This window comes from Streptomyces sp. NPDC005791 (genome assembly GCF_042871485.1).
Classification (GTDB): domain Bacteria; phylum Actinomycetota; class Actinomycetes; order Streptomycetales; family Streptomycetaceae; genus Streptomyces.
The window spans coordinates 647,273-672,328 of sequence record NZ_JBIAIP010000001.1; the positions used below are offsets into that span (position 1 = coordinate 647,273).

General features: G+C 71.6%; 24 protein-coding genes. 13 read left to right on the forward strand and 11 right to left on the reverse strand.

Annotated elements, in window-relative coordinates:
* Window positions 1–3: 3 nt before the first annotated feature.
* Window positions 4–951: a deoxyribose-phosphate aldolase gene (deoC, locus tag ACFYSH_RS03160; protein WP_359467116.1), complete on the reverse strand. Its 948-nt coding sequence runs from the start codon at window positions 949–951 to the stop codon at window positions 4–6.
* Between the two features lie 124 nt (window positions 952–1,075).
* Between deoC and ACFYSH_RS03165 the strand changes: the two genes are divergently transcribed.
* The gene (locus ACFYSH_RS03165) at window positions 1,076–1,714 is read left to right on the forward strand and encodes a PH domain-containing protein (RefSeq protein ID WP_359467113.1); all 639 of its coding nucleotides are present in this window, start codon (window positions 1,076–1,078) and stop codon (window positions 1,712–1,714) included.
* A 118-nt stretch (window positions 1,715–1,832) separates the two neighbouring features.
* Here ACFYSH_RS03165 and ACFYSH_RS03170 read toward each other — a convergent pair whose 3' ends face one another.
* The 3 genes from ACFYSH_RS03170 to ACFYSH_RS03180 all read right to left on the reverse strand — a co-directional run bounded on the left by ACFYSH_RS03170 (window position 1,833) and on the right by ACFYSH_RS03180 (window position 5,003).
* A complete protein-coding gene (locus ACFYSH_RS03170; RefSeq protein ID WP_359467110.1) occupies window positions 1,833–3,473 on the reverse strand; it encodes a phospho-sugar mutase in 1,641 nt (546 codons plus the stop codon).
* A 152-nt stretch (window positions 3,474–3,625) separates the two neighbouring features.
* On the reverse strand, window positions 3,626–4,450 hold the full coding sequence (locus ACFYSH_RS03175) for a purine-nucleoside phosphorylase (RefSeq protein ID WP_359467107.1): 825 nt from the start codon (window positions 4,448–4,450) through the stop codon (window positions 3,626–3,628).
* Between the two features lie 115 nt (window positions 4,451–4,565).
* Window positions 4,566–5,003 carry a gamma-glutamylcyclotransferase gene (locus ACFYSH_RS03180; RefSeq protein WP_073746014.1) on the reverse strand — a complete coding sequence of 146 codons (438 nt, stop codon included), beginning with the start codon at window positions 5,001–5,003 and terminating at the stop codon, window positions 4,566–4,568.
* Window positions 5,004–5,256: 253 nt separating this feature from the next.
* Here ACFYSH_RS03180 and ACFYSH_RS03185 point away from each other — a divergent pair, with 253 nt between their 5' ends.
* On the forward strand, window positions 5,257–6,696 hold the full coding sequence (locus ACFYSH_RS03185) for an NAD(P)H-quinone dehydrogenase (protein WP_359467104.1): 1,440 nt from the start codon (window positions 5,257–5,259) through the stop codon (window positions 6,694–6,696).
* 123 nt (window positions 6,697–6,819) lie between these two features.
* Window positions 6,820–7,779: a DeoR/GlpR family DNA-binding transcription regulator gene (locus ACFYSH_RS03190; RefSeq protein ID WP_359467101.1), complete on the forward strand. Its 960-nt coding sequence runs from the start codon at window positions 6,820–6,822 to the stop codon at window positions 7,777–7,779.
* 38 nt (window positions 7,780–7,817) lie between these two features.
* Here ACFYSH_RS03190 and ACFYSH_RS03195 read toward each other — a convergent pair whose 3' ends face one another.
* Together ACFYSH_RS03195 and ACFYSH_RS03200 are read right to left on the reverse strand one after the other, a co-directional pair.
* Complete coding sequence (locus tag ACFYSH_RS03195) at window positions 7,818–8,444, reverse strand: TetR/AcrR family transcriptional regulator (protein ID WP_388750617.1); 627 nt, start codon at window positions 8,442–8,444, stop codon at window positions 7,818–7,820.
* Window positions 8,445–8,533: 89 nt separating this feature from the next.
* Window positions 8,534–10,288: an acetyl/propionyl/methylcrotonyl-CoA carboxylase subunit alpha gene (locus tag ACFYSH_RS03200; protein WP_388750620.1), complete on the reverse strand. Its 1,755-nt coding sequence runs from the start codon at window positions 10,286–10,288 to the stop codon at window positions 8,534–8,536.
* 398 nt (window positions 10,289–10,686) lie between these two features.
* Here ACFYSH_RS03200 and ACFYSH_RS03205 point away from each other — a divergent pair, with 398 nt between their 5' ends.
* Window positions 10,687–11,118, forward strand: coding sequence for a hypothetical protein (locus ACFYSH_RS03205; RefSeq protein ID WP_388750845.1), 432 nt, complete (start codon window positions 10,687–10,689; stop codon window positions 11,116–11,118).
* A gap of 9 nt (window positions 11,119–11,127) precedes the next feature.
* Here the strand turns inward: ACFYSH_RS03205 and ACFYSH_RS03210 are convergent, their stop codons facing one another.
* From ACFYSH_RS03210 to ACFYSH_RS03225, 4 genes are all read right to left on the reverse strand, one after another.
* The gene (locus ACFYSH_RS03210; protein ID WP_388750622.1) at window positions 11,128–11,739 is read right to left on the reverse strand and encodes a Maf family protein; all 612 of its coding nucleotides are present in this window, start codon (window positions 11,737–11,739) and stop codon (window positions 11,128–11,130) included.
* A gap of 20 nt (window positions 11,740–11,759) precedes the next feature.
* The gene (mmpB, locus tag ACFYSH_RS03215) at window positions 11,760–11,888 is read right to left on the reverse strand and encodes a morphogenic membrane protein MmpB (protein WP_099174806.1); all 129 of its coding nucleotides are present in this window, start codon (window positions 11,886–11,888) and stop codon (window positions 11,760–11,762) included.
* 70 nt (window positions 11,889–11,958) lie between these two features.
* Window positions 11,959–12,165: an acyl-CoA carboxylase epsilon subunit gene (locus ACFYSH_RS03220; protein WP_359467090.1), complete on the reverse strand. Its 207-nt coding sequence runs from the start codon at window positions 12,163–12,165 to the stop codon at window positions 11,959–11,961.
* Window positions 12,166–12,180: 15 nt separating this feature from the next.
* Window positions 12,181–13,761, reverse strand: coding sequence for an acyl-CoA carboxylase subunit beta (locus ACFYSH_RS03225; protein WP_359467087.1), 1,581 nt, complete (start codon window positions 13,759–13,761; stop codon window positions 12,181–12,183).
* Window positions 13,762–13,931: 170 nt separating this feature from the next.
* On the opposite strand from ACFYSH_RS03225, the gene ACFYSH_RS03230 reads away from it, so the two are divergent.
* The 5 genes from ACFYSH_RS03230 (at window position 13,932) to hutH (ending at window position 20,112) form a co-directional block, all read left to right on the forward strand.
* Window positions 13,932–14,801, forward strand: a complete 870-nt coding sequence (locus tag ACFYSH_RS03230; RefSeq protein WP_359467084.1) for a biotin--[acetyl-CoA-carboxylase] ligase — start codon at window positions 13,932–13,934, stop codon at window positions 14,799–14,801.
* Window positions 14,802–14,966: 165 nt separating this feature from the next.
* A complete protein-coding gene (locus tag ACFYSH_RS03235) occupies window positions 14,967–16,157 on the forward strand; it encodes an adenylate/guanylate cyclase domain-containing protein (protein ID WP_359467081.1) in 1,191 nt (396 codons plus the stop codon).
* 280 nt (window positions 16,158–16,437) lie between these two features.
* Entirely contained in the window at window positions 16,438–17,250 is an 813-nt protein-coding gene (locus ACFYSH_RS03240) for an enoyl-CoA hydratase/isomerase family protein (RefSeq protein WP_388750627.1), read from the forward strand.
* A gap of 75 nt (window positions 17,251–17,325) precedes the next feature.
* Window positions 17,326–18,483 (forward strand): diguanylate cyclase domain-containing protein, encoded by a 1,158-nt coding sequence (locus ACFYSH_RS03245; protein WP_388750630.1) that lies wholly within the window; start codon window positions 17,326–17,328, stop codon window positions 18,481–18,483.
* 78 nt (window positions 18,484–18,561) lie between these two features.
* Entirely contained in the window at window positions 18,562–20,112 is a 1,551-nt protein-coding gene (hutH, locus tag ACFYSH_RS03250; RefSeq protein ID WP_359467073.1) for a histidine ammonia-lyase, read from the forward strand.
* 58 nt (window positions 20,113–20,170) lie between these two features.
* Here the strand turns inward: hutH and ACFYSH_RS03255 are convergent, their stop codons facing one another.
* Window positions 20,171–20,491, reverse strand: a complete 321-nt coding sequence (locus ACFYSH_RS03255) for a hypothetical protein (RefSeq protein WP_359467070.1) — start codon at window positions 20,489–20,491, stop codon at window positions 20,171–20,173.
* 108 nt (window positions 20,492–20,599) lie between these two features.
* Between ACFYSH_RS03255 and ACFYSH_RS03260 the strand changes: the two genes are divergently transcribed.
* The 4 genes from ACFYSH_RS03260 (at window position 20,600) to ACFYSH_RS03275 (ending at window position 24,815) form a co-directional block, all read left to right on the forward strand.
* Window positions 20,600–21,001: a hypothetical protein gene (locus tag ACFYSH_RS03260; RefSeq protein ID WP_359467068.1), complete on the forward strand. Its 402-nt coding sequence runs from the start codon at window positions 20,600–20,602 to the stop codon at window positions 20,999–21,001.
* Window positions 21,002–21,182: 181 nt separating this feature from the next.
* Window positions 21,183–22,451, forward strand: coding sequence for an Ig-like domain-containing protein (locus tag ACFYSH_RS03265; RefSeq protein WP_359467065.1), 1,269 nt, complete (start codon window positions 21,183–21,185; stop codon window positions 22,449–22,451).
* A 170-nt stretch (window positions 22,452–22,621) separates the two neighbouring features.
* Window positions 22,622–24,085 carry an ABC transporter permease gene (locus tag ACFYSH_RS03270; protein WP_388750635.1) on the forward strand — a complete coding sequence of 488 codons (1,464 nt, stop codon included), beginning with the start codon at window positions 22,622–22,624 and terminating at the stop codon, window positions 24,083–24,085.
* A gap of 46 nt (window positions 24,086–24,131) precedes the next feature.
* Window positions 24,132–24,815, forward strand: coding sequence for an ABC transporter ATP-binding protein (locus tag ACFYSH_RS03275; protein WP_359467059.1), 684 nt, complete (start codon window positions 24,132–24,134; stop codon window positions 24,813–24,815).
* The last annotated feature ends 241 nt before the right edge of the window (window positions 24,816–25,056 follow it).

A 25,056-nucleotide genomic window follows, 5' to 3' on the forward strand; every position in this document is an offset into this window, starting at 1 on the left:
GTATCAGTCCACCGTCACGTAATCGGGGCCGGAGTAACGGCCGGTGCTGAGCTTCTGGCGCTGCATCAGCAGGTCGTTCAGCAGGCTGGAGGCGCCGAAGCGGAACCAGTGGTTGTCCAGCCAGTCCTCGCCCGCGGTCTCGTTCACCAGGACGAGGAACTTGACCGCGTCCTTGGTCGTACGGATGCCGCCCGCGGGCTTCACGCCCACCTGTACGCCGGTCTGCTCCCGGAAGTCGCGCACGGCCTCCAGCATCAGCAGGGTGTTCGCGGGGGTGGCGTTGGTGGCGACCTTGCCGGTCGACGTCTTGATGAAGTCCGCGCCCGCCAGCATCCCGATCCAGGAGGCCCGCCGGATGTTGTCGTACGTGGACAGCTCGCCGGTCTCGAAGATCACCTTCAGCCGCGCGGAGCCGCACTCGGCCTTCACGGCGGCGATCTCCTCGTGGACCTTGAGGTAGCGGCCGGAGAGGAAGGCACCCCGGTCGATCACCATGTCGATCTCGTCGGCCCCGGCCGCCACGGCGTCGCGGACGTCCGCCAGCTTGACGTCCAGCGCGGCACGCCCGGCGGGGAAGGCCGTCGCGACGGACGCGACCTTCACTCCGGAGCCGGCCAGCGCGGCGACGGCGGTCGCCGCCATGTCGGGGTAGACACAGACGGCCGCGGTGCGCGGGGTCGTACGGTCGGTGGGGTCGGGGTTGACCGCCTTGGCGGCGAGGGCCCGGACCTTGCCCGGGGTGTCCGCGCCTTCCAGCGTGGTCAGGTCGATCATCGAGATGGCGAGATCGATGGCGTACGCCTTGGCGGTCGTCTTGATCGATCGGGTACCGAGGGCGGCGGCGCGCGCTTCGAGGCCGACGGTGTCGACGCCGGGCAGCCCGTGCAGGAAGCGGCGCAGCGCACTGTCGGACGCCGTCGCGTCGGAGAATGCCGGAGCAGTGGTGGGCATGGTCACCACCTGAGCATATCTACGCGCGTAGCGACCTGTACAGGGGCCCTCCCGTTCCGGGTCCTCCACCAGCCCGGACGAGGCCCCTCCTCGGGCACGTCCCCCCTTCAGGCAGAATCGACGCATGACGAGCCCCACACCCCCCGACGAGCCCGCCTACGCCGACCGGACCTACCGTTCCGGCGCCGGGCTGGTCAGCGGCGTGCTGCTGATCCTGCTGGTCGGCTGGATCGGCGGCGACGCGGTGTTCCGGGGCGCCGGGTGGGTGCCATGGGTGGCACTGGCCGCGCTGCTGACGGTGATCCCGCTGATCGTGGCGTTCACCCTGCGGCCCGCGGTGTTCGCCGACGAGGAGCGGATCCGGATCCGCAACCCCTTCCGCACGATCGTGCTGCCCTGGAGTGACGTCTCCACCGTGCGCGCCTCGTACTCGAGCGAGCTCTTCACCCACAGCGGCGCGAAGTACCAGCTGTGGGCGGTCCCGGTCTCCCTGCGCGAGCGCAAGCGCGCGGCCAGGAAGGCGGCCCGGCAGGCCACCGACGACCCGTACGGCCGGACCTCCGCGACCGCCGACGTCCGCGACACCCAGGCCCGCGTGGCGGCCGCGGACCGGACGGTGGCGGACCTGCGGGAGCTCGCCGAGCGCGCCGGCCACCGCGAGGAGCCGGGCACGACCACCGCGTCGGTCCGCTGGGCCTACGAGGTGCTCGCCCCGGCCGCCGTCGGCGCGGTGCTGCTCGTGGTGCTGCTCGCGATCAGCTGACGGGCCGGCGCGGGGCGCCGGCGGCACCTCGTCGCCGGGGAGTTACGGACAGCGATATCTGCTCAGAACGGGCGTCGGTCTGTCCGTATCCCCCGACGACCCCCGACCGCGGGCCGGGTCAGATCCCGGCAGCCGCCGCCAGGTCGTGCTTGATGCCCGCCAGCAGTTCCGCGCCCCTCGCGCGCGCTGCGGGCAGCTCGTCCGCCGAGGCGACCGGGACCACGACCTCCAGGTAGCACTTGAGCTTGGGCTCGGTGCCGCTCGGGCGGACGATGACCCGCGCGCCCGTGAGGTGGTAGCGCAGGCCGTCGGTGGGCGGGAGGGCGTCCGTGCCCCGGGACAGGTCCTCGGCCGAGGTGACGGGGAGGCCCGCCAGGGCGGTCGGGGGCGTCTCGCGCAGGCGTCGCATGGCGTTCGCGATGACCGTCAGGTCCTCGACCCGGACCGACAGCTGGTCCGTGGCGTGCAGGCCGTGTGCGACCGCGAGGTCGTCGAGCAGGTCCAGGAGGGTGCGGCCCTGCTCCTTGAGTACGGAGGCGAGTTCGGCGATCAGCAGCGCGGCCGTGATGCCGTCCTTGTCGCGGACGCCCTCCGGGTCCACGCAGTAGCCCAGCGCCTCCTCGTACCCGTAGCGCAGGCCGTCGACGCGGGCGATCCACTTGAAGCCCGTCAGGGTCTCCTCGTAGCCCAGGCCCGCCTTCTCCGCGATCCTGCCGAGGAGGGACGAGGACACGATCGACTCCGCGAACACCCCGGTGGCGCCCTGTTCCACCAGGTGGGCGGCGAGCAGCGCGCCGACCTCGTCGCCGCGCAGCATCCGCCAGCCGCCCCCGGCCGAGGGGTCCGGTACGGCGACGGCGCAGCGGTCGGCGTCCGGGTCGTTGGCGATGACGATGTCCGGTCCCGCTCGGCGTGCGGTCGCGAACGCGAGATCCATGGCGCCGGGCTCCTCCGGGTTGGGGAAGGTCACGGTGGGGAACGCGGGGTCGGGATCCGCCTGTTCGGCCACCAGCACGGGCTCGGGGAAGCCCGCCCGGGCGAAGGCAGCCGTCAGGACGGAGGTGCCCACGCCGTGCATCGCCGTGTAGACGGTCCGCGCGGTGCGCGGCGAGCCCGGGCTGAGGACGGCGTCCGTACGGGCGAGATAGGCGGCCAGGACCTCGTCGCCGAGGGTCTCCCAGCCCGACTCCGGACGCGGTACGCCGTCGAGCGGGCCGACCGCCGCGATCGCCGCGGCGATCTCCGCGTCGGCCGGGGGCACGATCTGCGAGCCGTCGCCGAGGTAGACCTTGTAGCCGTTGTCGCGCGGCGGGTTGTGGCTGGCCGTGACCTCCACCCCGGCGACGGCCCCCAGGTGCCGTACGGCGTACGCGAGGACGGGGGTCGGCAGCGGGCGGGGGAGTACGGCGGCGCGCAGGCCCGCGCCGGTCATGACGGCCGCGGTGTCGCGGGCGAAGTCGGCGGACTTGTAGCGGGCGTCGTAGCCGACGACGACGAGCCCGCCGATCCGACCCCGCGCCTTCAGGTACGCCGCGAGTCCGGCGGCGGCGCGGATGACGACGGAGCGGTTCATCCGCATCGGACCGGCGCCGATCTCCCCGCGCAGGCCGGCCGTGCCGAACTGGAGCGTGCCCGCGAAGCGGTCGGCGAGCGCGGTGAGGTCACCGGCGTCGATGAGTCCGGCGAGCTCCGCGCGGGTCTCGGGGTCCGGGTCCTCGGCGAGCCAGGTCCTGGCCCGCGTGATGAGGTCCTGCTGCACGGTGTCCGCCTTTCTGCGGGTGCGGGTGCGGGTGCGGGTGTGTGGGGCCGGGGCGCGGGGCTGCCGGGGGCTCTGTACCCGGGCCCCCGCGCCTCAGACGCCGGCGGGGACGATTCTTGTTGCCCAGGGCCCCGGGGCCGGGCCGGTGCTGCTCAGATCCGGTCCAGGACCCGCGCCAGCAGCGCGCCCATCCGGGTCGCCGAGTCGCGGCCGGCCTGGAGGACCTCCTCGTGGTTGAGGGGCTCACCGCTCAGGCCCGCGGCGAGGTTGGTGACCAGGGAGATGCCCAGCACCTCCGCGCCCGCCTCCCGTGCCGCGATGGCCTCCAGGACGGTGGACATGCCGACCAGGTCGCCGCCCATGACACGGACCATGCCGATCTCGGCCGGGGTCTCGTAGTGCGGGCCGGGGAACTGCACGTACACGCCCTCTTCGAGCGTCTCGTCGATCTCCTTGCACAGCGCGCGCAGACGGGGCGAGTACAGGTCGGTCAGGTCGATGAAGTTCGCGCCCACGATCGGCGACGTCGCCGTGAGGTTGATGTGGTCGCTGATGAGGACCGGCTGGCCGGGGCGCATGCCCTCCCGCAGACCTCCGCAGCCGTTCGTCAGGACGACCGTCCCGCAGCCCGCCGCGACGGCCGTCCGGACGCCGTGCGCGACGGCGGCGACCCCTCGGCCCTCGTAGTAGTGCGTGCGGCCCAGGAAGACCAGGACGCGCTTCTCGCCGATCCGGTACGAGCGGATCGTGCCGCCGTGGCCCTCCACGGCCGGGGCCGGGAATCCGGGCAGCGCGGTGACAGGGAACTCGGCCTCCGGGACGCCGAGCGCATCGCCGGCGGGGGCCCACCCGGAGCCCATCACGAGAGCGACGTCGTGGGTCTCGGCGCCGGTCAGCTCGCGCAGGCGGGCGGCGGCGTCGGCAGCGGCGGCGTACGGGTCGCCCTGGATGTGGTCCGGAATAACAGATGCGTTCACGCGGATGAGGGTAACCGCTGAATCCCTACGCGCGTAGATGTGGCCCCGGAGAGTCTGGCCGATCGTGTTCGTATCTTCGTACAGCAGCGGGGCGGGAAGGGCCCGGCGGCCCGGTTCAGCAGGGGTGCTTGCGGAGGTTCATCACGTAGTCGTGGGGCGCGCCCGCTGACTCGGCGGCGTCCGCCACCTCGCCCAGGTAGCGGGCCGAGGGCAGCCCGCCCTCGTAGCCGTTGAGGACGTACATCCAGGCCGGTTCCTCGCCGTCCAGCGTGTGCACACGCACCCGCATGCGCCGGTAGATGTCGAGGCCGACACCCTCCCAGCGGTCCATGGAGTCCTCGTCCATCGGAGCCAGGTCGTACAGCGCGACGAACACCTGCGACCGGGGCGCCTCCACCACCGTGGCCAGCGCGCCCTCCCAGCCCATCTGCTCCCCGCCGAACGTCAGCCGCCAGCCGTTGAGCCAGCCCGTGCCGCGCAGCGGGGAGTGCGGTGCGCGGCGCGTCATCAGCCGCGCGTCGAGGTTGCCGGCGTACGCGGCGTAGAGCGACATGGGGTCGAGGGTACGGGAGGCGGCGGGGGGTGTGGCGGATCCGGCGAGGAAAAACCCCCCGGTCGTGGGGGTGTGCGGGGGACCGGACGCCCTGCCCCGACCGGCGGCGTTCCCGTATGGAGGGCCCCGGGGAGAAGCAGCTTGGCGCGTGCGGGACAATGAATTACGTACTGCATACGCCGGGGCGATCCCCCGGACCCCCGGCCGGGGCGGCAGACGGCCGTGGGATGACACCACGCGAGGCGGACATTTCGTGACCCGGATCGTGATCATCGGCGGCGGCCCCGGCGGATACGAGGCGGCACTGGTCGGCGCCCAGCTCGGCGCGGAGGTGACCGTCGTCGACTGCGACGGGCTCGGCGGCGCGTCGGTCCTCACCGACTGCGTGCCCTCCAAGACCCTGATCGCGACGGCCGAGGTGATGACCACCTTCGACTCCTCCTACGAGGAACTCGGCATCATCGTCGCCGACGACACCCCGCACCTGGAGCAGGCCGCCCGGGTGGTCGGCGTCGACCTCGGCAAGGTCAACCGACGGGTCAAGCGGCTCGCGCTCGCCCAGTCCCACGACATCACCGCCTCCGTCACCCGTGCGGGCGCCCGGGTCATGCGCGGCCGCGGCAGGCTGGACGGCCTCCAGGCCGCCGACGGGTCCCGTCAGGTCGTGGTGACCGCGGCCGACGGCACCGAGGAGCGGCTCACCGCCGACGCGGTACTGATCGCGACCGGCGGCCACCCCCGGGAGATCCCGGACGCCCAGCCCGACGGCGAGCGCATCCTCAACTGGACCCAGGTCTACGACCTGGACGAGCTCCCCGAGGAGCTCATCGTGGTCGGCTCCGGTGTCACCGGCGCCGAGTTCGCCGGCGCCTACCAGGCGCTCGGCTCGCGCGTGACCCTGGTGTCCTCCCGTGACCGGGTGCTCCCCGGTGAGGACCCGGACGCCGCCGCCGTGCTGGAGGACGTCTTCCGGCGCCGCGGCATGAACGTCATGGCCCGCTCCCGCGCCCAGTCCGCCAAGCGCGTCGGTGACCGTGTCGAGGTCACGCTGGCCGACGGCCGCGTCATCTCCGGCACGCACTGCCTGATGGCGGTCGGCGCGATCCCCAACACCGCCGGCATGGGCCTGGAGGAGTCAGGGGTGCGGCTCAAGGAGTCCGGGCACATCCGGACCGACCGGGTCTCCCGCACCAGCGCCCCCGGCGTGTACGCGGCCGGTGACGTCACCGGGATCTTCGCCCTGGCCTCCGTGGCGGCGATGCAGGGCCGCATCGCGATGTACCACTTCCTCGGCGACGCGGTGGCCCCGCTGAACCTGAAGACGGTCTCCGCGAACGTCTTCACCGACCCCGAGATCGCGACCGTCGGTTACAGCCAGGCCGATGTCGACTCCGGCAGGATCGACGCCCGTGTCGTGAAGCTGCCGTTGCTGCGCAACCCGCGCGCCAAGATGCAGGGCATCCGGGACGGCTTCGTCAAGATCTTCTGCCGCCCCGGTACCGGCATCGTGGTCGGCGGCTGTGTCGTCGCGCCGCGCGCCAGTGAGCTGATCCACCCGATCTCGCTCGCCGTCGACAACAACCTGACGGTGGAGCAGATCGCGAACGCGTTCACCGTGTACCCGTCGCTGTCCGGCTCGATCGCCGAAGTGGCCCGGCAGTTGCACACCCGTAAGAGCGCGGGCGAGGCGTAGTACCGACCGTTCCTCACGACCGCAGGGCCTCCTATACCACCAGGGGGCCCTGTCTGTGCGCAACTTCTCTTATTCGGCGCAAACTGCTGAAAAGCAACCTACGGCCAGGTTACTGTCAGTTTCGTGTTCGCTGCAGAACGTCGTCAATTGATCCTCGAAATGGTGCGCGCCAACGGGGCGGTATCGCTCCGTGAGCTCGCCCGCGTCGTCCAGACCTCCGAAGTGACCGTACGGCGGGACGTGCGGGCACTGGAGGCAGAAGGACTCCTCGACCGCCGGCACGGCGGTGCGGTCTTGCCGGGCGGTTTCACGCGGGAGTCCGGCTTTCCGCAGAAATCCCATCTCTCCACCGCGGAGAAGACGGCCATCGCCGACCTGGCGGCCGGCCTGGTCGGTGAGGGCGAGGCCATCGTGGTCGGCGCCGGAACGACCACGCAGGAGCTGGCCCGCCGGCTCGCGCGGGTGCCCGGCCTGACCGTGGTCACCAACTCACTGCTGGTCGCCCAGGCTTTGGCCCATGCCAACCGGGTGGAAGTGGTGATGACGGGCGGCACCCTGCGCGGGAGCAATTACGCACTCGTCGGCAGCGGTGCCGAGCAGTCCCTCCAGGGGCTGCGGGTGAGCCGGGCCTTCCTCTCCGGGAGCGGGCTGACCGCGGAGCGCGGTCTGTCCACGTCCAACATGCTCTCGGCGAGCGTGGACCGGGCCCTGGTACAGGCCGCGGCCGAGGTGGTGGTCCTGGCGGACCACACGAAGCTCGGCTCCGACACCATGTTCCAGACGGTGCCCACGGAGCTGATCACCCGTCTGGTGACGGACGGGCCGCCGGCCCACGACGAGCGCGCCGCCACGGAACTGCAGGCCCTGGCCGACCAGGGCGTGGAGATCACGGTCGCGGGACCCGACGCGAACTCCACCGCGGGTGACGCCCCGCCGCCCGGGCGGCAGACCCGTCAGGAGATGCCGCTGCCGGGTCAACGCCGCACCCAGAGCGGCCATGGCGGGCCCGGAGGGCTCGGCCCGCAGTTGCGGAGCGCCGCCGCGCTGGCGGAGGGGCGGGTCGCGGATCTAAGACGCCGGTAGGGCTGCGGCAAGCACCGGGCGGGCGCGAGAGGGCGCGCTCAGTCACCGTCGGCAGGGCCCGGCGCTGCGTCGTGGCCCACCGGGTGGGCCTTCAGGCCCTGGAGCGTCAGCCGCAGCAGGCGGTCGGCCAGGGCGGGATCGGCCGGGGTCTGCTCCGCGGCCAGCGCGATCGCGTTCGTCAGCTGCAGTAGGTCGTCGATCGACACGTCCGCCCGCACCGCGCCGCTCGACTGCGCGCGCGTCAGGAGTCGCGCACCCGCCTGGCGCAGCGGCACATGGCAGGACGTCAGCGCCGAAGTCTCGTCCCCGGAAGCCGACATGAGCGCTTGAGCCAGGCCGCGGTACTCACCCGCATGGGTGACGATCGCACCCAGCCACTCCACCAGGGCGCTGCACGGCTGGTCCGCCTCCGCCAGTTCGCGGGAGCGGGCGAGCAGGGCGGTCAAGGCCTCCTGGAACACCGCGTTCATCAGGGCCTGACGGTTCGGGAAGTGCCGGTAGAGCGTGCCGATGCCGACGCCCGCCCGCCGGGCGACGTCCTCCAGCGAGGCGTCCGTGCCCTGCGCGGCGAAGGACGTACGCGCCTCACTCAGCAGCCGGTCGTAGTTGCGGCGCGCGTCGGCGCGCATCGGCCGTGCCGGTGTCGGTGCCGTGCTCATCGCCATCGCTCTGTCCTCCTGCTGTCCGCTCCGCGTCCCAAGGATGCCACTGGGGGCCCGGCGGATGCCGGGCCCCCAGTGCGGGAAGAGTGCGCTCAGTCCTTGATCTCGCAGATCGCGGCGCCGGACGACACCGAGGTGCCGACCTCCGCCGCCAAGCCCTTGACGGTGCCGGAGCGGTGGGCGTTGAGGGGCTGCTCCATCTTCATGGCTTCGAGGACGACGATGAGGTCGCCCTCCTTGACCTCCTGGCCCTCCTCGACCGCGATCTTGACGATCGTGCCCTGCATGGGGGAGGCGAGGGTGTCACCGGAGGCGGCGGAGCCCGTCTTCTTCGCCGCGCGGCGCTTGGGCTTGGCGCCGGCCGCCAGGCCCGTACGCGCGAGGCTCATGCCGAGCGAGGAGGGCAGCGAGACCTCCAGGCGCTTGCCGCCGACCTCGACGACGACGGTCTCGCGGCCGGACTCCTCGTCCGCCTCCGCGTCCGCGGGCGCCGCGAACGGCTTGATCTCGTTGACGAACTCGGTCTCGATCCACCGGGTGTGGATCCGGAACGGGTCCGCCGTGAAGGCCGGGTCGGCCACGACCGCACGGTGGAACGGGATGGCGGTCGCCATGCCCTCCACCTGGAACTCCGCCAGGGCACGCCCGGCGCGCTGCAGGGCCTGCTCACGGGTCGCGCCGGTCACGATCAGCTTGGCCAGCAAGGAGTCCCATGCCGGACCGATGACGCTGCCGGACTCGACGCCCGCGTCCAGACGGACACCGGGGCCGGCCGGCGGGGCGAACAGGGTGACGGTGCCGGGGGCGGGCAGGAAGCCGCGGCCCGGGTCCTCGCCGTTGATCCGGAACTCGAAGGAGTGCCCGCGCACGGCCGGGTCGCCGTAGCCGAGCTCCTCGCCGTCGGCGATGCGGAACATCTCGCGGACGAGGTCGAGGCCGGTGACCTCCTCGGTGACCGGGTGCTCGACCTGGAGGCGGGTGTTGACCTCCAGGAAGGAGATCGTGCCGTCGGCACCGACGAGGAACTCCACGGTGCCGGCGCCGACGTAACCGGCTTCCTTCAGGATCGCCTTCGACGCCGCGTACAGCTGCTCGTTCTGCGCCTCGGACAGGAACGGCGCGGGGGCTTCCTCGACCAGCTTCTGGTGGCGGCGCTGCAGCGAGCAGTCACGGGTGGACACGACCACGACGTTGCCGTGGGTGTCGGCCAGGCACTGGGTCTCCACGTGCCGGGGCTTGTCGAGGTAGCGCTCCACGAAGCACTCGCCCCGGCCGAACGCCGCCACGGCCTCCCGGACCGCCGAGTCGTACAGCTCGGGGATCTCCTCCAGCGTGCGGGCCACCTTCAGCCCGCGCCCGCCACCGCCGAACGCCGCCTTGATCGCGATCGGCAGACCGTTCTTCTCGGCGAACTCCACGACCTCGGCCGAACCGGACACCGGATCCGGCGTGCCGGCCACCAGCGGGGCACCGGCGCGCTGCGCGATGTGACGGGCGGCGACCTTGTCACCGAGGTCCCGGATCGCGTGCGGCGGCGGGCCGATCCACGTCAGGCCCGCGTCGAGCACGGCCTGGGCGAACTCCGCGTTCTCCGACAGGAAGCCGTAACCGGGGTGGATCGCGTCCGCCCCGGAGTCCTTGGCGGCCTGGAGCACCTTGGCCATGTCCAGATAGCTGGCGGCCGGGGTGTCACCGCCCAGAGCGAACGCCTCGTCGGCCGCGCGCACATGCAGAGCGTCCCGGTCCGGATCGGCGTAGACGGCTACGCTCCCGATTCCGGCATCCCGGCAAGCCCGAGCAACACGGACAGCGATTTCGCCACGGTTGGCGATGAGCACCTTGCGCACGATGACTCCCTCCTTGAGAACAAGCTGAGTTTAGGGACTACCGACACGGCCGTACGACCCGTCCCCAATAGTGAACTTGCCCACACGGAGTGTGATTCGATGCTTGCTCGAGTCGCGAAATCCCTTGTCGCACCAAGGTACGCCGGGATCCTCAACCGCACAGTAGCCACGAAGTGTGGCCCAAGTCTCTGTCCGGACGGTCAACGCCGCGCGGCGTTTCTTTGTGGAGTCCCTACGAACGGCCGAGGGATTCTTTGCCGCGCCGTGAGGGCGGCCCCGTCCGTGCGCCACCCCTTGTCCCCACTATTGCCTTCCCCCGAGCCCTTAACGAGCGGGGGGTGCCTCCATGTAAGGTCCGCGCTACGCACGTACTGCAGGTAACAGGGGGAGGCGCCGTGGTGCGCAGACCAGTGGCCTTCGTGACCGCGATCGTTCTGTTCGTGGAAGCCGTGGGCATCGTCGTCGTCAACGGCGTCCTCGCGACGGTCGCCGGGAACCAGAGCATGTCCCTGGCCGGGACGGACCCGGACGTCATGGTCACCGGTACGTGGGTGATGGGCGGTGCCTCCGGGGTCCTGCTGGTGCTCTGCGGGCTGATCCCGCTGCTGGCCGGGATACGCGACCGGGCCCCCGGCCGCTTCGGCAGGATCGCCCTCGTCGCCTGCGCGGTCGTCCACGGGGTGCTGGGCGCACTGGCGGTGGGGCTGCTCGGCTGGGCGGCCTTCGCGTTCCTGATGGCCGTCCTGGCCCTGATCGTGCTGACGCTGGTGGCGTACGAACGGGGTGAACCGGAAGCGGGCGGGATCGTTGCGGAGCGGGCGCCGGTGTGACGGTGCCGCTCAGACCCACAAGTCGGTGACGGACACGTCCAGTTCGCCGAGCAGTCGGCGCAGCAGCGGCAGTGAGAGCCCGATGACGTTGCCGTGGCTGCCCTCGATCGACTCGACGAACGGCGCCGAGCGACCGTCCAGGGTGAAGGCCCCGGCGACGTGCAGCGGCTCACCCGAAGCGACGTAGGCCGCCACCTCCGCGTCCGTCGGCTCGCCGAACCTGACGACGGTGGACGCGGTGGCCGACGCCGTACGGCCGGTGGCCGTGTCGATGACGCTGTGCCCCGTCCGCAGGATGCCCGACCGGCCGCGCATCGACTTCCAGCGGGCGGTGGCCTCCTCGCTGTCGGCGGGCTTGCCGAGTGCCTCGCCGTCCAGCTCCAGTACCGAGTCGCAGCCGATGACGAGCGCGCCCGCGGCCTCGGGAAGGGCCGCCACCACGCCGGCCTTCGCCTCGGCCAGGACGAGCGCCAGCTCACCCGGGGTCGGCGCGGTGAGAGCGTCCTCGTCCACACCGCTGACGATCACCTCGGGGGCGAAACCCGCCTGACGCAGGAGGCCGAGACGGGCGGGGGAGGCGGAGGCGAGCACGAGGCGGCGCTGAGCAGTCATACCCGCCATCGTAGGCGGGGCGGAAACCCTCAGCGGGTGCCCAGGACGAACATCGCCACGACCATGGCCAGCGCGAGCAGCAGACCCGCGCGGCGCATCATGTCCTGGGCGTCGCGCAGTTCCTTCGGAGGCTTGTTCTCGGGGTCGGACCACAGCATGCTTCCGATGGTGCTCCGGACACGGCTGCGGCGCCTGAGTACGCGTACTCAAGCGCCGCTCGGCGGGTCCTCAGGAGGGCCAGTACGTCCGTGCCCACGAGCGGGGCCCCGGCCGCAGCGCGCCCCGGCGGGCGATCCTGCCCGGATCCGACCACTCCTCGGGCGGCAGCGGAGCACCGGACGGTTCCGCGGCCACCGACGCCGCGCGTGCCCGGACCACCGCGAGGGCGGCGGCCAGCTCCTCCGGGGTCGGATTGCCCCGTACGACCTTGATCATGGTGACTCCCGGTGGTCAGAGGGGGATGTTGCCGTGCTTCTTCGGCGGCAGGGACTCGCGCTTCGTACGGAGCTGGCGCAGGCCCTTCACGAGGTGCGCCCGGGTGTCGGACGGCATGATCACCGCGTCGACGTAGCCGCGCTCGGCGGCGACGTACGGGTTGAGGAGCGCGTCCTCGTAGTCGGCCATCAGCTCGGCGCGGGTGGCGTCGGGGTCGTCGGCGGCGGCGATCGTGCGGCGGTGCAGGATGTTCACCGCGCCCTGGGCGCCCATCACCGCGATCTGCGCGGTCGGCCAGGCCAGGTTCAGGTCGGCGCCCAGGTGCTTGGACCCCATGACGTCGTACGCGCCGCCGAACGCCTTGCGGGTGATGACCGTGATCAGCGGGACGGTCGCCTCGGCGTACGCGTAGATCAGCTTGGCGCCGCGGCGGATGATCCCGCCGTACTCCTGGTCGACACCCGGCAGGAAGCCGGGGACGTCGACGAAGGTGAGGACCGGCACGTTGAACGCGTCGCACGTGCGGACGAAGCGGGCGGCCTTCTCGCTCGCGTCGATGTCCAGGCAGCCGGCGAACCGCATCGGCTGGTTGGCGACGATGCCGACCGGGTAGCCCTCGACGCGTCCGAAGCCCGTGATGATGTTCGGCGCGAACAGCGCCTGGGTCTCCAGGAACTCCCCGTCGTCGAGGACGTGCTCGATCGCGGTGTGCATGTCGTAGGGCTGGTTCGCCGAGTCCGGGATGAGGGTGTCGAGCTCGCGGTCCTGGTCCGTGGTCTCCAGGTCCGCCTCCTCCGGGAAGGCCGGGGCCTCGGAGAGGTTGTTCGACGGCAGGTAGGACAGCAGGGACTTGACGTACTCGATGGCGTCCTTCTCGTCGCCCGCCAGGTGGTGGGCCACGCCCGACGTGGTGTTGTGCGTGCGGGCTCCGCCCAGCTCCTCGAAGCCGACGTCCTCGCCGGTGACCGTCTTGATGACGTCCGGTCCGGTGATGAACATGTGCGAGGTCTGGTCGACCATCACCGTGAAGTCGGTGATCGCGGGGGAGTAGACCGCGCCGCCCGCGCACGGCCCGACGATCAGGGAGATCTGCGGGACGACACCCGAGGCGTGCACGTTGCGGCGGAAGATCTCCGCGAACAGCCCGAGGGCGGCCACGCCCTCCTGGATGCGCGCGCCGCCGCCGTCGTTGATGCCGATCACGGGGCAGCCGGTCTTCATCGCGAAGTCCATGACCTTGACGATCTTCTCGCCGTAGACCTCGCCGAGCGAGCCGCCGAAGATCGTGAAGTCCTGCGAGTACACGCAGACGGGACGGCCGTCGACCGTGCCGTAACCGGTGACGACACCGTCCCCGTAAGGGCGGTTCTTCTCGATCCCGAAATTGGTGGACCTGTGCCGTGCGAACTCGTCGAGCTCCACGAAGGAGCCCTCGTCGAGCAGGAGCTCGACGCGCTCCCGGGCGGTCAACTTGCCCTTCGCGTGCTGCTTTTCGACCGCACGTGCGGAACCTGCGTGTGTGGCCTCTTCGATACGGCGCTGCAGGTCCGCGATCTTGCCGGCGGTGGTGTGGATATCGCTCTGCGGCTCGGACATCGGGTGGCGGCTCCCTGCCTGATCACGGGGACGGCTGGTTCATCCAGTAGAGGTTCTGGTCCCATCGGTGCACGACGGCTGCCTGCTCGTCGGCTCAGCTACTGATCCGTAGCGTATCGGCGCGGATACCCGTCGGCAGTGCGTCGTTGGCCACACCTAATGTGGGTTGCATGACACCTCCTGATGCGCCGCACAACCGCTGGTCGGACCTCGAGCGGCCGCCACTGAACGTCGCGGCGCTCCGTCGGGGGCTGCTGAAGCCAGGCGGGCTGTGGACCTCGCTCGACGTCGTCGAGGCGACCGGGTCCACCAATTCCGACCTCGCGGCACGGGCCGCCGCCGGAGGGCAGGCCGAAGGCGCCGTGCTGGTCGCCGAGGAGCAGACCGCCGGCCGCGGACGCCTCGACCGGACCTGGACGGCGCCGCCCCGCTCGGGGCTCTTCCTCTCGGTGTACCTGACCCCCGGCGACGTGCCCGTCGAACGGTGGGGCTGGCTGCCGCTGCTGACCGGTGTCGCGGCCGCGACGGGCCTGGCGCAGTCGGCGGGCGTCGACATGGCACTGAAATGGCCCAACGACCTCCTGGTGATGATCGACGGCACGGAACGCAAGACCGGCGGCATCCTCGCCGAGCGGGCCGGGGACGGCGTCGTCATCGGCATCGGCCTCAACGTCTCGTTGCGCGCGGCCGAGCTGCCCGCCCCGCACGCGGGCTCGCTGGCGCTCGCCGGAGCGGTCTCCACGGACCGCGAGACCTTGCTCCGGGCCGTCCTGCGTTCACTGGAGCAGTGGTACGGGCAATGGCGGGGCGCCCACGGCGACGCCGCCGACAGCGGGCTCCAGGCGGCGTACGCGGCCGGCTGCGCCACCCTCGACCGGACGGTGCGGGCCGAACTGCCGGGCGACCGGTCCGTCGTCGGCGAGGCCGTGGCGATCGACGGCGACGGGCGGCTCGTGCTGGCCACGGGCGACGGACTCCAGGAGCCCGTGTCGGCCGGGGACATCGTCCACCTGCGCGGGGAGGAGGGCGGCCTCGTCTGATCCGGCGGTCCCGGACATCCGGGTGATGCCACCCACGTGCGGGACAGCGGATCAGGTGAGAACGGTGCCACCAGGACGTGAGCCAGGGCACACCTGCCGTATCGTTGAGGCGATCCAGCGACAGATCGGCAGGGCAGTGCGCAGGGAACGGGCAGGAGGCGGCCGGTGACCGTCGACGACACGAACTCCGACGACGGCGCGGAGCCCTCGTCGGGACCGTCCGTCCACTCGACACCGCATCACGAGGTCGACCACACGGCCGAACCGACGGACGACCCGCTGGCCATCCGGCTGGAGGCCCTGATCCTGGGGGCCGACCGCCGCTACACGCCGTTCCAGGCGGCCAGGACCGCCGGGGTCTCCATGGATTTGGCGTCCCGTTTCTGGCGCGCCATGGGCTTCGCCGACATCGGGCAGGCCAAGGCGCTCACCGAGGCCGACGTCCTGGCGCTGCGCCGCCTCGCCGGTCTCGTGGAGGCCGGGCTGCTCAGCGAGCCGATGGCGATCCAGGTGGCCCGGTCGACAGGGCAGACCACCGCCCGGCTCGCGGACTGGCAGATCGACTCCTTCCTGGAGGGCCTGACCGAGCCTCCCGAGCCCGGCATGACACGGACCGAGGTCACCTACCCGCTGATCGAGCTGCTCCTGCCGGAGCTGCAGGAGTTCCTGGTCTACGTCTGGCGGCGCCAGCTCGCCGCCGCGACGGGCAGGGTCGTGCAGGCGACCGACGACGACGAGATGGTCGACCGGCGGCTGGCCGTGGGCTTCGCCGACCTCGTCGGCTTCACCCGGCTGACCCGGCGGCTGGAGGAGGAGGAGCTCGGTGAGCTGGTCGAGACCTTCGAGACGACTTCCGCGGACCTCGTCGCCGCACACGGCGGACGGCTGATCAAGACCCTGGGCGACGAGGTCCTCTTCGCGGCGGACGACGCGGGCACGGCGGGCGAGATAGCGCTCCGGCTGGTCGAGGCGATGGCCCAGGACACGACGATGCCCGCGCTGCGGGTCGGCATCGCGTTCGGCACGGTCACCACACGCATGGGTGATGTGTTCGGCACGACGGTGAATCTGGCCAGCAGGCTCACGTCGATAGCGCCCAAGGACGCGGTGCTGGTGGACGGCGCGTTCGCCGCGGAGCTGGTCAGACACGGCGACGCCCCCGAATCCGAGGCCGAGGAGGCCGCGGCGGCGGCCGAGCGGGCCCGCCTGGCGGAGAAGGAGGGCCACCGCCCGGACGAGGAGCCACCGCCGCCGTCGTACCGCTTCGGGCTGCAGCCGATGTGGCAGCGGCCGGTGCGGGGGCTGGGCGTGGTGGAACCGTGGCTGCTGGCCCGGCGCGGCAAGGCGGCGACCTGACGCGCTCCCCCGATGTCCGGGGGCGGCGCCCCGGTTCCTGGGGGAGCGGCTCAGGCCCCCGCCTAGGGCGTGTTTCGAAAGTCCCGCCTGCCTGGCGACGCCTGGCACGCACGCTCGCCGCGTTGTCGGGATCACCCCGATACATCCAGTATCGGGGCGACCCTCCGCCTTGCGATCGCATGCACCAGACGCCGCCAGGCCCGCCCTTCGGGCGGACGGCGCTACTTTCGAAACACGCCCTAGGATTCCGGCAACGCTCGTTGACCGGAGGGGTGCAGACATGGGTGTCACGTCGGAGCAGAGGTTCGGGGAGTTCGTCGTCGTACGGCGGCACGAGGGGCTGGACCACGTCGCCGAGCTGGTGCTCGACCGGCCCGAGGCGATGAACGCCGTGAGCACCGCGATGGCGCGGTCCATCGCCGACGCCTGCGCCGCCCTCGGCGCCGATCAGGGGGTTCGGGCGACCGTGCTCACCTCCAGCCATGAGCGGGCCTTCTGCGTCGGCGCGGACCTCAAGGAGCGGAACTCGCTCACCGACGCCGAGCTCGTACGGCAGCGGCCCACGGCGAGGGCGGCGTACACCGGCGTGCTGGAGCTGCCGATGCCGGTCGTCGCCGCCGTGCACGGCTTCGCCCTCGGCGGCGGCTTCGAGCTCGCCCTGGCCTGCGACGTGATCGTGGCCGACCGTACGGCCCTGGTCGGCCTGCCCGAGGTGTCCGTCGGCGTCATCCCCGGCGGCGGCGGTACGCAGCTCCTGCCCCGCCGGGTCGGCGCGGCGCGCGCCGCCGAGCTGGTCTTCAGCGCGCGGCGGGTGGAGGCTGCCGAGGCCCGTGAGCTGGGCCTGGTCGACGAGCTGGTCGAGGCGGGCCGGGACCGGGAGGAGGCGCTGGCTCTCGGCGCGCGGATCTCGGCGAACTCGCCGGTGGGGCTCCGGGCCGCCAAGCGGGCGCTGCGGCTGGGACAGGGGCTGGACCTGCGGGCCGGGCTCGAGGTCGAGGACGCCGCCTGGCGGTCCGTGGCCTTCTCCGGGGACCGCGCGGAGGGCGTCGCCGCGTTCAACGAGAAGCGGAAGCCCAGCTGGCCCGGCGAGTAGGACCGGCTCCACCGGGTGAAGATCATCAGCGCTGCCGATGGATCGAATCATCGTGAACCTCCCTAAACTGGGGCGATGGGCGGTGATGATGCACGGCTGCGCGCCGTGGTTGCGCTGGCACAGACGATGGCGGCGGCCTACACCCCGCGTGAGTCCTGGCGTGCCGCGGCGCTGGGGGCGTGCCAGGCCCTGGGGGGCAGCTTCGCCGCCCTCTCCGTCTGGGAGCGGGAGCAGGGCAGGCTCCGCGTGCTGGTGAACGCGGGAGAGCGGGCCGAGGGGGAGGAGGAGTTCCCCGAGGCCGAGGCGTACCCGGTGCACCAGTACCCGGAGATCACCGAGTTCCTGCACGAACGCTGGGCGGGTGGCGGTGAGCCCGACGCCTGGGTGGAGACCGCCGACGGGGCCCCGGCCACCGGCGCGCCGGCCCGGGGGGCCCGTCCGTACTGCCACCAGCGGGTAGCGGCGCTGCGCAGGCGCGGGCGGGGCTGCTGCGTGGTGGCGCCGATCGTGCTGCACGGGCGGGCCTGGGGTGAGCTGTATGTGGCCCGTCCGGCGGGTACGCCGGTGTTCGACCGGGACGACGCGGACTTCGCGACCGTGCTGGCCGCCGTCGTCGCGGCGGGTATCGCCCAGACCGAGCGGCTGGAGGAGGTCCGCAAGCTGGCCTTCACCGATCCGCTGACCGGCCTCGCGAACCGCAGGGCCGTCGACCTCCGCCTCGACGAGGCGCTGGACCTGCACCGCACCGAGGGGGCCGTGGTCAGCCTGGTCGTCTGCGATGTGAACGGGCTCAAAGTGGTCAACGACACCCATGGCCACGCGGTCGGCGACCGCCTGCTGGAACGTTTCGGCTCCGTGCTCTCGCTCTGCGGCGCGATGCTCCCCGAGGCGCTGGCCGCGCGCCTGGGCGGGGACGAGTTCTGTCTGCTCGCCGTGGGTCCCCCGTCGGACGACGTGGTCCGGGTGTCCGAGGAACTCTGCGCGCGGGCCGTCGACCTCGAGATCGGTGACGGGGTCGCCTGCGGGGTCGCCTCCACGGGCGACGACATCGGCCCGGTCCCGTCCGCCCGCCGGCTCTTCCGGCTGGCGGACGCCGCTCAGTACCAGGCGAAGGCCGCCCACTCCAGGCGGCCGGTGGTCGCGGGGCGCGACGGTGATGTGATCCGGCTCGCGGACTCCCCGCCCAAGTCCCCCCACGACCGCCGCAGGCTGCGCGGCAATCCGCCCGGGTGAGGTCGCGAGTGGGGTCGTAAGGGGTCAACCGCGCGACCACTCGTGACAGAGAAGGTTTCAGTCCGTACGCTTCTGAATATGGATATGCATACAGTCGTGGTGGGGACGTCCGGAACCACCGCCGAGGACGTCGTCGCCGTGGCCCGACAGGGCGCCCGGGTCGAACTCTCCGCAGCCGCCGTCGAGGCGCTCGCCGCCGCCCGGGAGATCGTCGACGCCCTCGCCGCGAAGCCCGAGCCGGTCTACGGCGTCTCCACCGGCTTCGGAGCCCTCGCCAGCCGGCACATCAGCCCGGACCTCCGGGCCCAGCTGCAGCGCAACATCGTCCGCTCGCACGCGGCGGGCATGGGCCCCCACGTCGAGCGCGAGGTCGTCCGCGCGCTGATGTTCCTCCGGCTCAAGACGCTCGCCTCCGGCCACACCGGCGTACGCCCGGACGTCGCGCAGACCATGGCCGACGTGCTCAACGCGGGCATCACCCCCGTCGTCCACGCGTACGGTTCACTCGGCTGCTCGGGCGACCTCGCCCCGCTCTCGCACTGCGCCCTGACCCTGATGGGGGAGGGCGAGGCGGAGGGCCCCGACGGCACCGTGCGGCCGGCCGGCGAACTCCTCGCTGCGCACGGCATCACCCCCGTCGAACTGCGGGAGAAGGAGGGCCTCGCCCTCCTCAACGGCACCGACGGCATGCTCGGCATGCTCGTCCTGGCCCTGGCGGACCTGAAGAACCTCTACACCGGCGCGGACATCACCGCGGCGCTCTCCCTGGAGGCGCTGCTGGGCACGGACCGGGTCCTCGCCCCCGAGCTGCACGCCATCCGCCCGCACCCCGGCCAGGGCGTCTCCGCCGACAACATGCTGCGGGTGCTCGCGGGCTCGGGCCTCACCGGTCATCATCAGGACGACGCCCCCCGGGTCCAGGACGCCTACTCCGTGCGCTGCGCGCCGCAGGTCAACGGCGCCGGACGCGACACCCTGGCCCACGGGCGGCTGGTCGCCGACCGTGAGCTGGCCTCGGCCGTCGACAACCCCGTGGTGCTTCCGGACGGCAGGGTCGAGTCCAACGGGAACTTCCACGGCGCGCCCGTCGCGTACGTCCTGGACTTCCTGGCGATCGTCGCCGCCGACCTCGGGTCGATCACCGAGCGCCGCACGGACCGGCTGCTCGACAAGAACCGCTCGCACGGGCTGCCCCCGTTCCTCGCCGACGACGCCGGCGTCGACTCGGGGCTGATGATCGCCCAGTACACCCAGGCCGCCCTGGTCAGTGAACTGAAGCGGCTCGCGGTCCCGGCGTCCGTCGACTCGATCCCGTCCTCCGCGATGCAGGAGGACCACGTCTCCATGGGCTGGTCGGCCGCGCGGAAACTGCGTACGGCGGTCGACGGCCTCGCGCGGATCGTCGCCGTCGAGCTGTACGCCGCCACGCGTGCCGTCGAGCTGCGCGCAGCCGAGGGGCTGACCCCGGCGCCCGCCTCCCAGGCCGTCATCGGAGCGCTGCGGGCCGCCGGTGTCGAGGGGCCCGGCCCCGACCGGTTCCTCGCCCCCGACCTGGCCGCCGCCGACGCCTTCGTACGGGAGGGGAAGCTGGTCGCGGCCGCTGAGACGGTGACCGGCCCGCTGGCCTGAACCGGTACACGCGTAGGGCTGCCGCACCCCGTGGGACGCGGCAGCCCTCGTGCGCACCTCAGATGCCGGGGTACGACGTCCCGCCCCGGCGTACCGCATACGCGACGAACCCCGCGCCGACGGCCAGCGACGCCGTGCCGCCGATCAGGTAGGGAGTCGTGTCGATGCCCGCCCCGGTGTCGGCGAGCCGGTCGTCGGAGGTGAACTCCCCCGTGGTGGAGGCCTGTCGGGCCTCGGTGGAGGAACCGGCGGACGAGCCGGTGGAAGCACTCTGCGGAACTGTTCCGTCGGTCGCCTTGGCGGAGGGGACGAACCAGAGAGCGCAGAGCAGGGTGCCTGCCGCTGTGGTGGTCAGCAGCGTGCGACGAGCGATGGACACAGAATCGATCCCCTTGCGACAGCCATCAGTTAGCCCCGTGGGCCGATGCTAAGCAAAGCAGCGGGTCGGAGGAAACCCACAGCTGCCCAGGGCCTTACGCTCCGGCGTATGAGCACTTCGGAGACACCCTCATTTGTTCGGCTTCGCGTGGAGATGGTGCTGGAGATCAGCGACGCGGACGCCCTGACCGGAACGGCGCTGGAAAGCATCGCCGCCGATTTCACCGCCACCGGCGCATCCGCCGACGAGTCCGCCGAGGAACGCACGCATGCCGAGGAGACGGTCAGGGAAGACGCAGCGGAGGCCCTCGCCTCGCTGATCGACCCGTTCGATCTGGTCAGTCAGGTGCCCGGGGTCGAGCTCGCCCAGGCCTCCTGGAGCAGCGAGACGGTCGACTACGACCCGGACGCCGAGGACTGGGCCGCCGGAGAGGACGGGGACGAGGCGTACTACGGGATCGAGGACAATGAGACGGACGACGAAGAAGGCGGCGGGAACACGGAACGCTGACGCCCTCGGGGCACTCCTCACAGATGGCGGGAACCGCCGTGGTCCCGGGTGCGTCGATGAGTGGTGTTCCCCACATCTCCGGTGGATGTGGAACGGAAGACCCGCTCACGGTGTTCTTGGAACATTGACGGGGAATCGCCGGCGGGCGACCGCGTCCGGGGATTTTGGGGAATCGGCAACGATGGAGAAGCGTGTGATGACGGACAGCAAGCGGCGCAAGGGCCTCATGGCCGCGTCCGCACTGCTCGGCGGCGTTCTGGTGCTTTCCGCCTGCAGTGACGACGGCGGATCGGGCAGCGCGAGTTCCGACAGCTCGAAGTCGTCACAGGCACAGGTGGACGAAGCCGCGGCCAAGGATGCCTCCGAGGCGCAGATAACGATCGCGCCGAAGAACGGCGCGACCAACGCGAGCATCAACAACGCCGCGATGGTCACCGTCGCCAAGGGCAAGCTGACCGAGGTCACCATGACCACGGCGGAGGGCGACGCCGTCGAGGGCACCCTCGCGGCCGACGGCTCCAGCTGGAAGCCGGGCGGTCAGCTCGAGCGCTCCACGACGTACAAGATCAGCGCGACCGCGACCGACGCCAAGGACCGCGCGGCGCACGCCAACAGCTCCTTCACCACCGTCTCGCCGGAGAACAGCTTCATCGGCAACTTCACCCCCGAGGACGGCTCCACCGTCGGCGTGGGCATGCCGGTCTCGATCAACTTCAACAAGGAGATCACGAACCGGAAGGCTGTCCAGGACGGCATCAAGGTGACGTCCAGCAGCGGCCAGGAAGTCGTCGGCCACTGGTTCAACAACAAGCGCCTGGACCTGCGCCCCGAGGACTACTGGCAGGGCGGCTCCACCGTCACGCTGAAGCTGGCGCTGGACGGCGTCGAGGGCGCCGACGGCGTCGTGGGTGTGCAGCAGAAGACGGTCACCTTCAAGGTCGGCCGTAACCAGGTCTCCACCGTGGACGCCAAGGCGCACACCATGACCGTCACCCGGGACGGCAAGACGATCAAGACCATCCCGATCTCCGCCGGATCCTCCGAGAACCCGACGTACAACGGCCAGATGGTGATCTCCGAGAAGTTCAAGGAGACCCGCATGGACGGTTCGACGGTCGGCTTCACGGACGACGACGGCAAGGGTGAGTACGACATCAAGGACGTGCCGCACGCCATGCGGCTGTCCACGTCGGGCACCTTCATCCACGGCAACTACTGGGGCGCCAAGTCGATCTTCGGTAGCGCCAACACCAGCCACGGCTGCGTCGGCCTGTCCGACACGAAGGGCGCCGACGACCCGGGTACCGCCGGTGCCTGGTTCTACGACAACTCCATGATCGGCGACGTGGTCATCGTCAAGAACTCCCCGGACAAGACCATCGCGGCGGACAACGGCCTCAACGGCTGGAACATGAACTGGTCGGAGTGGACGGCGGGCTCCGCCGCCTGATCCCCGCCCGCGCCCCTTTCCTCTCCGAAGGCGGCGGCACCCGGATCCTTCCGGGCGCCGCCGCCTTCGGCGTGTGCGCGCGCCGGGTGCGTATGCGCGCCGGCAGTGTTCTCATCCCGCTCTCACCGGAGACTTAACTCCTCATCACGCCCGCTCCATATCTTCGCGCCATGTTCTTCACCTACCTCCGGCGCGAGCTGCGCCGCCGCAGAAAGGCGTCGCTCGTCGTCGCCTCGGGGCTCGCCCTCGGCATTGCGCTCGTCATCATCGTCAGCTCGGTCTCCTCGGGCATGAGCAAGGCCCAGGACAAGGTCCTGCAATCGCTGTACGGCCTGGGCACGGACATGACGGTGACCAAGGCCGCAGCCGCCCAGGGTGCCGGCGGCACCGGACGTCCCCGGTTCGAATTCGACGCCCAGGACGACGAGGACGCGACCCAGAGCACCGACCGGGTCATGGTCCAGGGCTTCCAGACACTGGCCGCCGGCACCGTCGGCAAGGTCGGCGAGCAGGACGGCGTCGCCGACGCCGTCGGCGGGCTGAGCCTGACGGTCATGAAGGTCGACGGCCAGTTCGAGCGCGGTGAGTTCAAGCAGGACGAGAGCGCCGCGCAGGGCGGGACCGGCGGCGGGCAGGGCGGAGGCGGCCGGCCTCAGGGTGAGGTCCAGGGCGGCGGAGCCTCTTTCGACGTCAACTCCTTCACCGTGTACGGCACCGACGTCACCCAGCAGGACCTCGGCCCGCTGACTTCCTCCAAGATCACCGAGGGGCGTACGTTCGAGGCCGCCGAGACCGACGCCGAGGTCGCGGTCGTCGACTCCGCCTACGCCGAGGAGAAGGAACTCGCGGTCGACAAGACCGTCACCATCTCCGGCACCGCGTACACGATCGTCGGTGTCGCGACGGCGGACAGCGGTGACGCGGCCGCCAACGTCTACATACCGCTGAAGCAGGCGCAGACCGTCGCCGACTCCAAGGACGAGGTCACCACGGTCTACGTCCAGGCCGTCGACTCCCAGCAGATCGACACCGTCAAGGCCGCCATCCAGAAGAACATCTCCGGCGCGACGGTCACCACCTCCGCCGACCTCGCCGACACGGTGTCCGGCTCCCTCTCCACCGCCTCCGACCTGGCCTCCAGCGTCGGCAAGTGGCTGTCCGTCGCCGTCCTGATCGCCGCGTTCCTCGTCGCGGGCCTCCTCACCTCCTCCGCGGTCAGCCGCCGTGTACGGGAGTTCGGCACGCTCAAGGCCCTGGGCTGGAAGAGCGGACGCGTCACCCGGCAGGTCATCGGCGAAGCCCTCGTCAACGGCCTGATGGGCGGCGTCCTCGGTATCGCCGTCGGCCTCGCCGGCGCCTACGTCGTGACCGCCGTCAGCCCCACCCTCACCGCCCAGCTCGGCTCCACGGGCGGCCGAGGCGGCATGGGCGGCGGTGGCCCGATGGGCGGCGGCGGTCCCGGCCGTCAGACCGCGGCCAAGACCCTCGACATCGCACTGACCGCACCGGTCTCCCTCTCCACGGTCCTCGTCGCCGTCGGCCTGGCGGTGGCCGGTGGACTCGTCGCGGGAGCCTTCGGCGGCTGGCGGGCCTCCCGGCTGCGGCCGGCCGACGCGCTGCGCCGCGTCGCCTGACCAGCCCCGCACCCTCCCCTCTCGTACGTACAGCAGGAGTCCACACGTGTACCAGCTCAAGGGCGTCACCAAGCGCTACATGCGCGGCAGGAATCCCGTCGACGCGCTCGCCGGAGTCGATCTGACCATCGAGGACGGCGGACGCCTCGTCATCCAGGGCCCGACCGGCGGAGGCAAGTCCACCCTCCTCCAGATGCTCGGCGGACTCGACCGGCCGACCTCCGGCACCGTCGAGCTCGACGGCGTCGACCTGGCCAGGCTCCCCGAGTCCCGGCTCACCAAGGTCCGTGCCGAGTCCATCGGCTTCGTCTTCCAGAGCTTCAACCTGATACCGACGCTCACCGCCCAGGAGAACGTCGAGACCGCGCTCGTGCCCCTCGGCCTCGGTACGAAGGCTCGCCGCGAACGCGCCGCGGAGGCCCTGGAGTCGGTCGGCCTCGGCGACCGGCCCACCCATCTGCCGAGCGAGATGTCCGGGGGACAGCAGCAGCGCGTCGCGATCGCCCGGGCGCTGGTGAAGCGGCCGAAGGTGTTGCTGGCCGACGAACCGACCGGCAACCTCGACGAGTCCATGCGTGACGAGATCATGGACCTGCTCGACGGGCTGTGGAAGGAGCACGGGCTGACCTTCGTGATGGTCACGCACGACAGCTCCCTGGCCCGCAAGGCACCCCGGGTGGCGACCATCCGCAAGGGAAAGGTCACCGTGACGGAGAACGCGGCGGCCTGATCCGAGGCGGCGCGGACCTCACAGCCGTCCTCCTCGGCCTGTGAGGTTCGCCACCCGCACGGCCCCGTGACGTGGGCGCCGCGCAGCCCTTCCGTCCCGGCCGGAGCGGGTGTACGCGGCCATAAACGCCCATACCGGGGCGGACGGCTGTGGTCACTATGTGGATGTCGCCAGGGCCGCGCCGCGTCGCGCTGCGAGACTTGCGGGGTGCAACGGTCCCCAACGGCCGGTGGCGCCTCCA

Excerpts from the sequence above, each read along its gene's own strand:
- mmpB (WP_099174806.1), bottom strand. The coding sequence starts at position 11,888 with ATGCTGTGGTCCGACCCCGAGAACAAGCCTCCGAAGGAACTGCGCGAC.
- ACFYSH_RS03220 (WP_359467090.1), bottom strand. The coding sequence starts at position 12,165 with ATGATCAAGGTCGTACGGGGCAATCCGACCCCGGAGGAGCTGGCCGCC.
- ACFYSH_RS03260 (WP_359467068.1), top strand. The coding sequence starts at position 20,600 with ATGAGCACTTCGGAGACACCCTCATTTGTTCGGCTTCGCGTGGAGATG.
- ACFYSH_RS03265 (WP_359467065.1), top strand. The coding sequence starts at position 21,183 with ATGGAGAAGCGTGTGATGACGGACAGCAAGCGGCGCAAGGGCCTCATG.
- ACFYSH_RS03165 (WP_359467113.1), top strand. The coding sequence starts at position 1,076 with ATGACGAGCCCCACACCCCCCGACGAGCCCGCCTACGCCGACCGGACC.
- ACFYSH_RS03180 (WP_073746014.1), bottom strand. The coding sequence starts at position 5,003 with ATGTCGCTCTACGCCGCGTACGCCGGCAACCTCGACGCGCGGCTGATG.
- deoC (WP_359467116.1), bottom strand. The coding sequence starts at position 951 with ATGCCCACCACTGCTCCGGCATTCTCCGACGCGACGGCGTCCGACAGT.
- ACFYSH_RS03245 (WP_388750630.1), top strand. The coding sequence starts at position 17,326 with ATGGGCGGTGATGATGCACGGCTGCGCGCCGTGGTTGCGCTGGCACAG.
- ACFYSH_RS03210 (WP_388750622.1), bottom strand. The coding sequence starts at position 11,739 with ATGGCGGGTATGACTGCTCAGCGCCGCCTCGTGCTCGCCTCCGCCTCC.
- ACFYSH_RS03240 (WP_388750627.1), top strand. The coding sequence starts at position 16,438 with ATGGGTGTCACGTCGGAGCAGAGGTTCGGGGAGTTCGTCGTCGTACGG.
- ACFYSH_RS03230 (WP_359467084.1), top strand. The coding sequence starts at position 13,932 with ATGACACCTCCTGATGCGCCGCACAACCGCTGGTCGGACCTCGAGCGG.
- ACFYSH_RS03195 (WP_388750617.1), bottom strand. The coding sequence starts at position 8,444 with ATGGCGATGAGCACGGCACCGACACCGGCACGGCCGATGCGCGCCGAC.
- ACFYSH_RS03225 (WP_359467087.1), bottom strand. The coding sequence starts at position 13,761 with ATGTCCGAGCCGCAGAGCGATATCCACACCACCGCCGGCAAGATCGCG.
- ACFYSH_RS03270 (WP_388750635.1), top strand. The coding sequence starts at position 22,622 with ATGTTCTTCACCTACCTCCGGCGCGAGCTGCGCCGCCGCAGAAAGGCG.
- hutH (WP_359467073.1), top strand. The coding sequence starts at position 18,562 with ATGGATATGCATACAGTCGTGGTGGGGACGTCCGGAACCACCGCCGAG.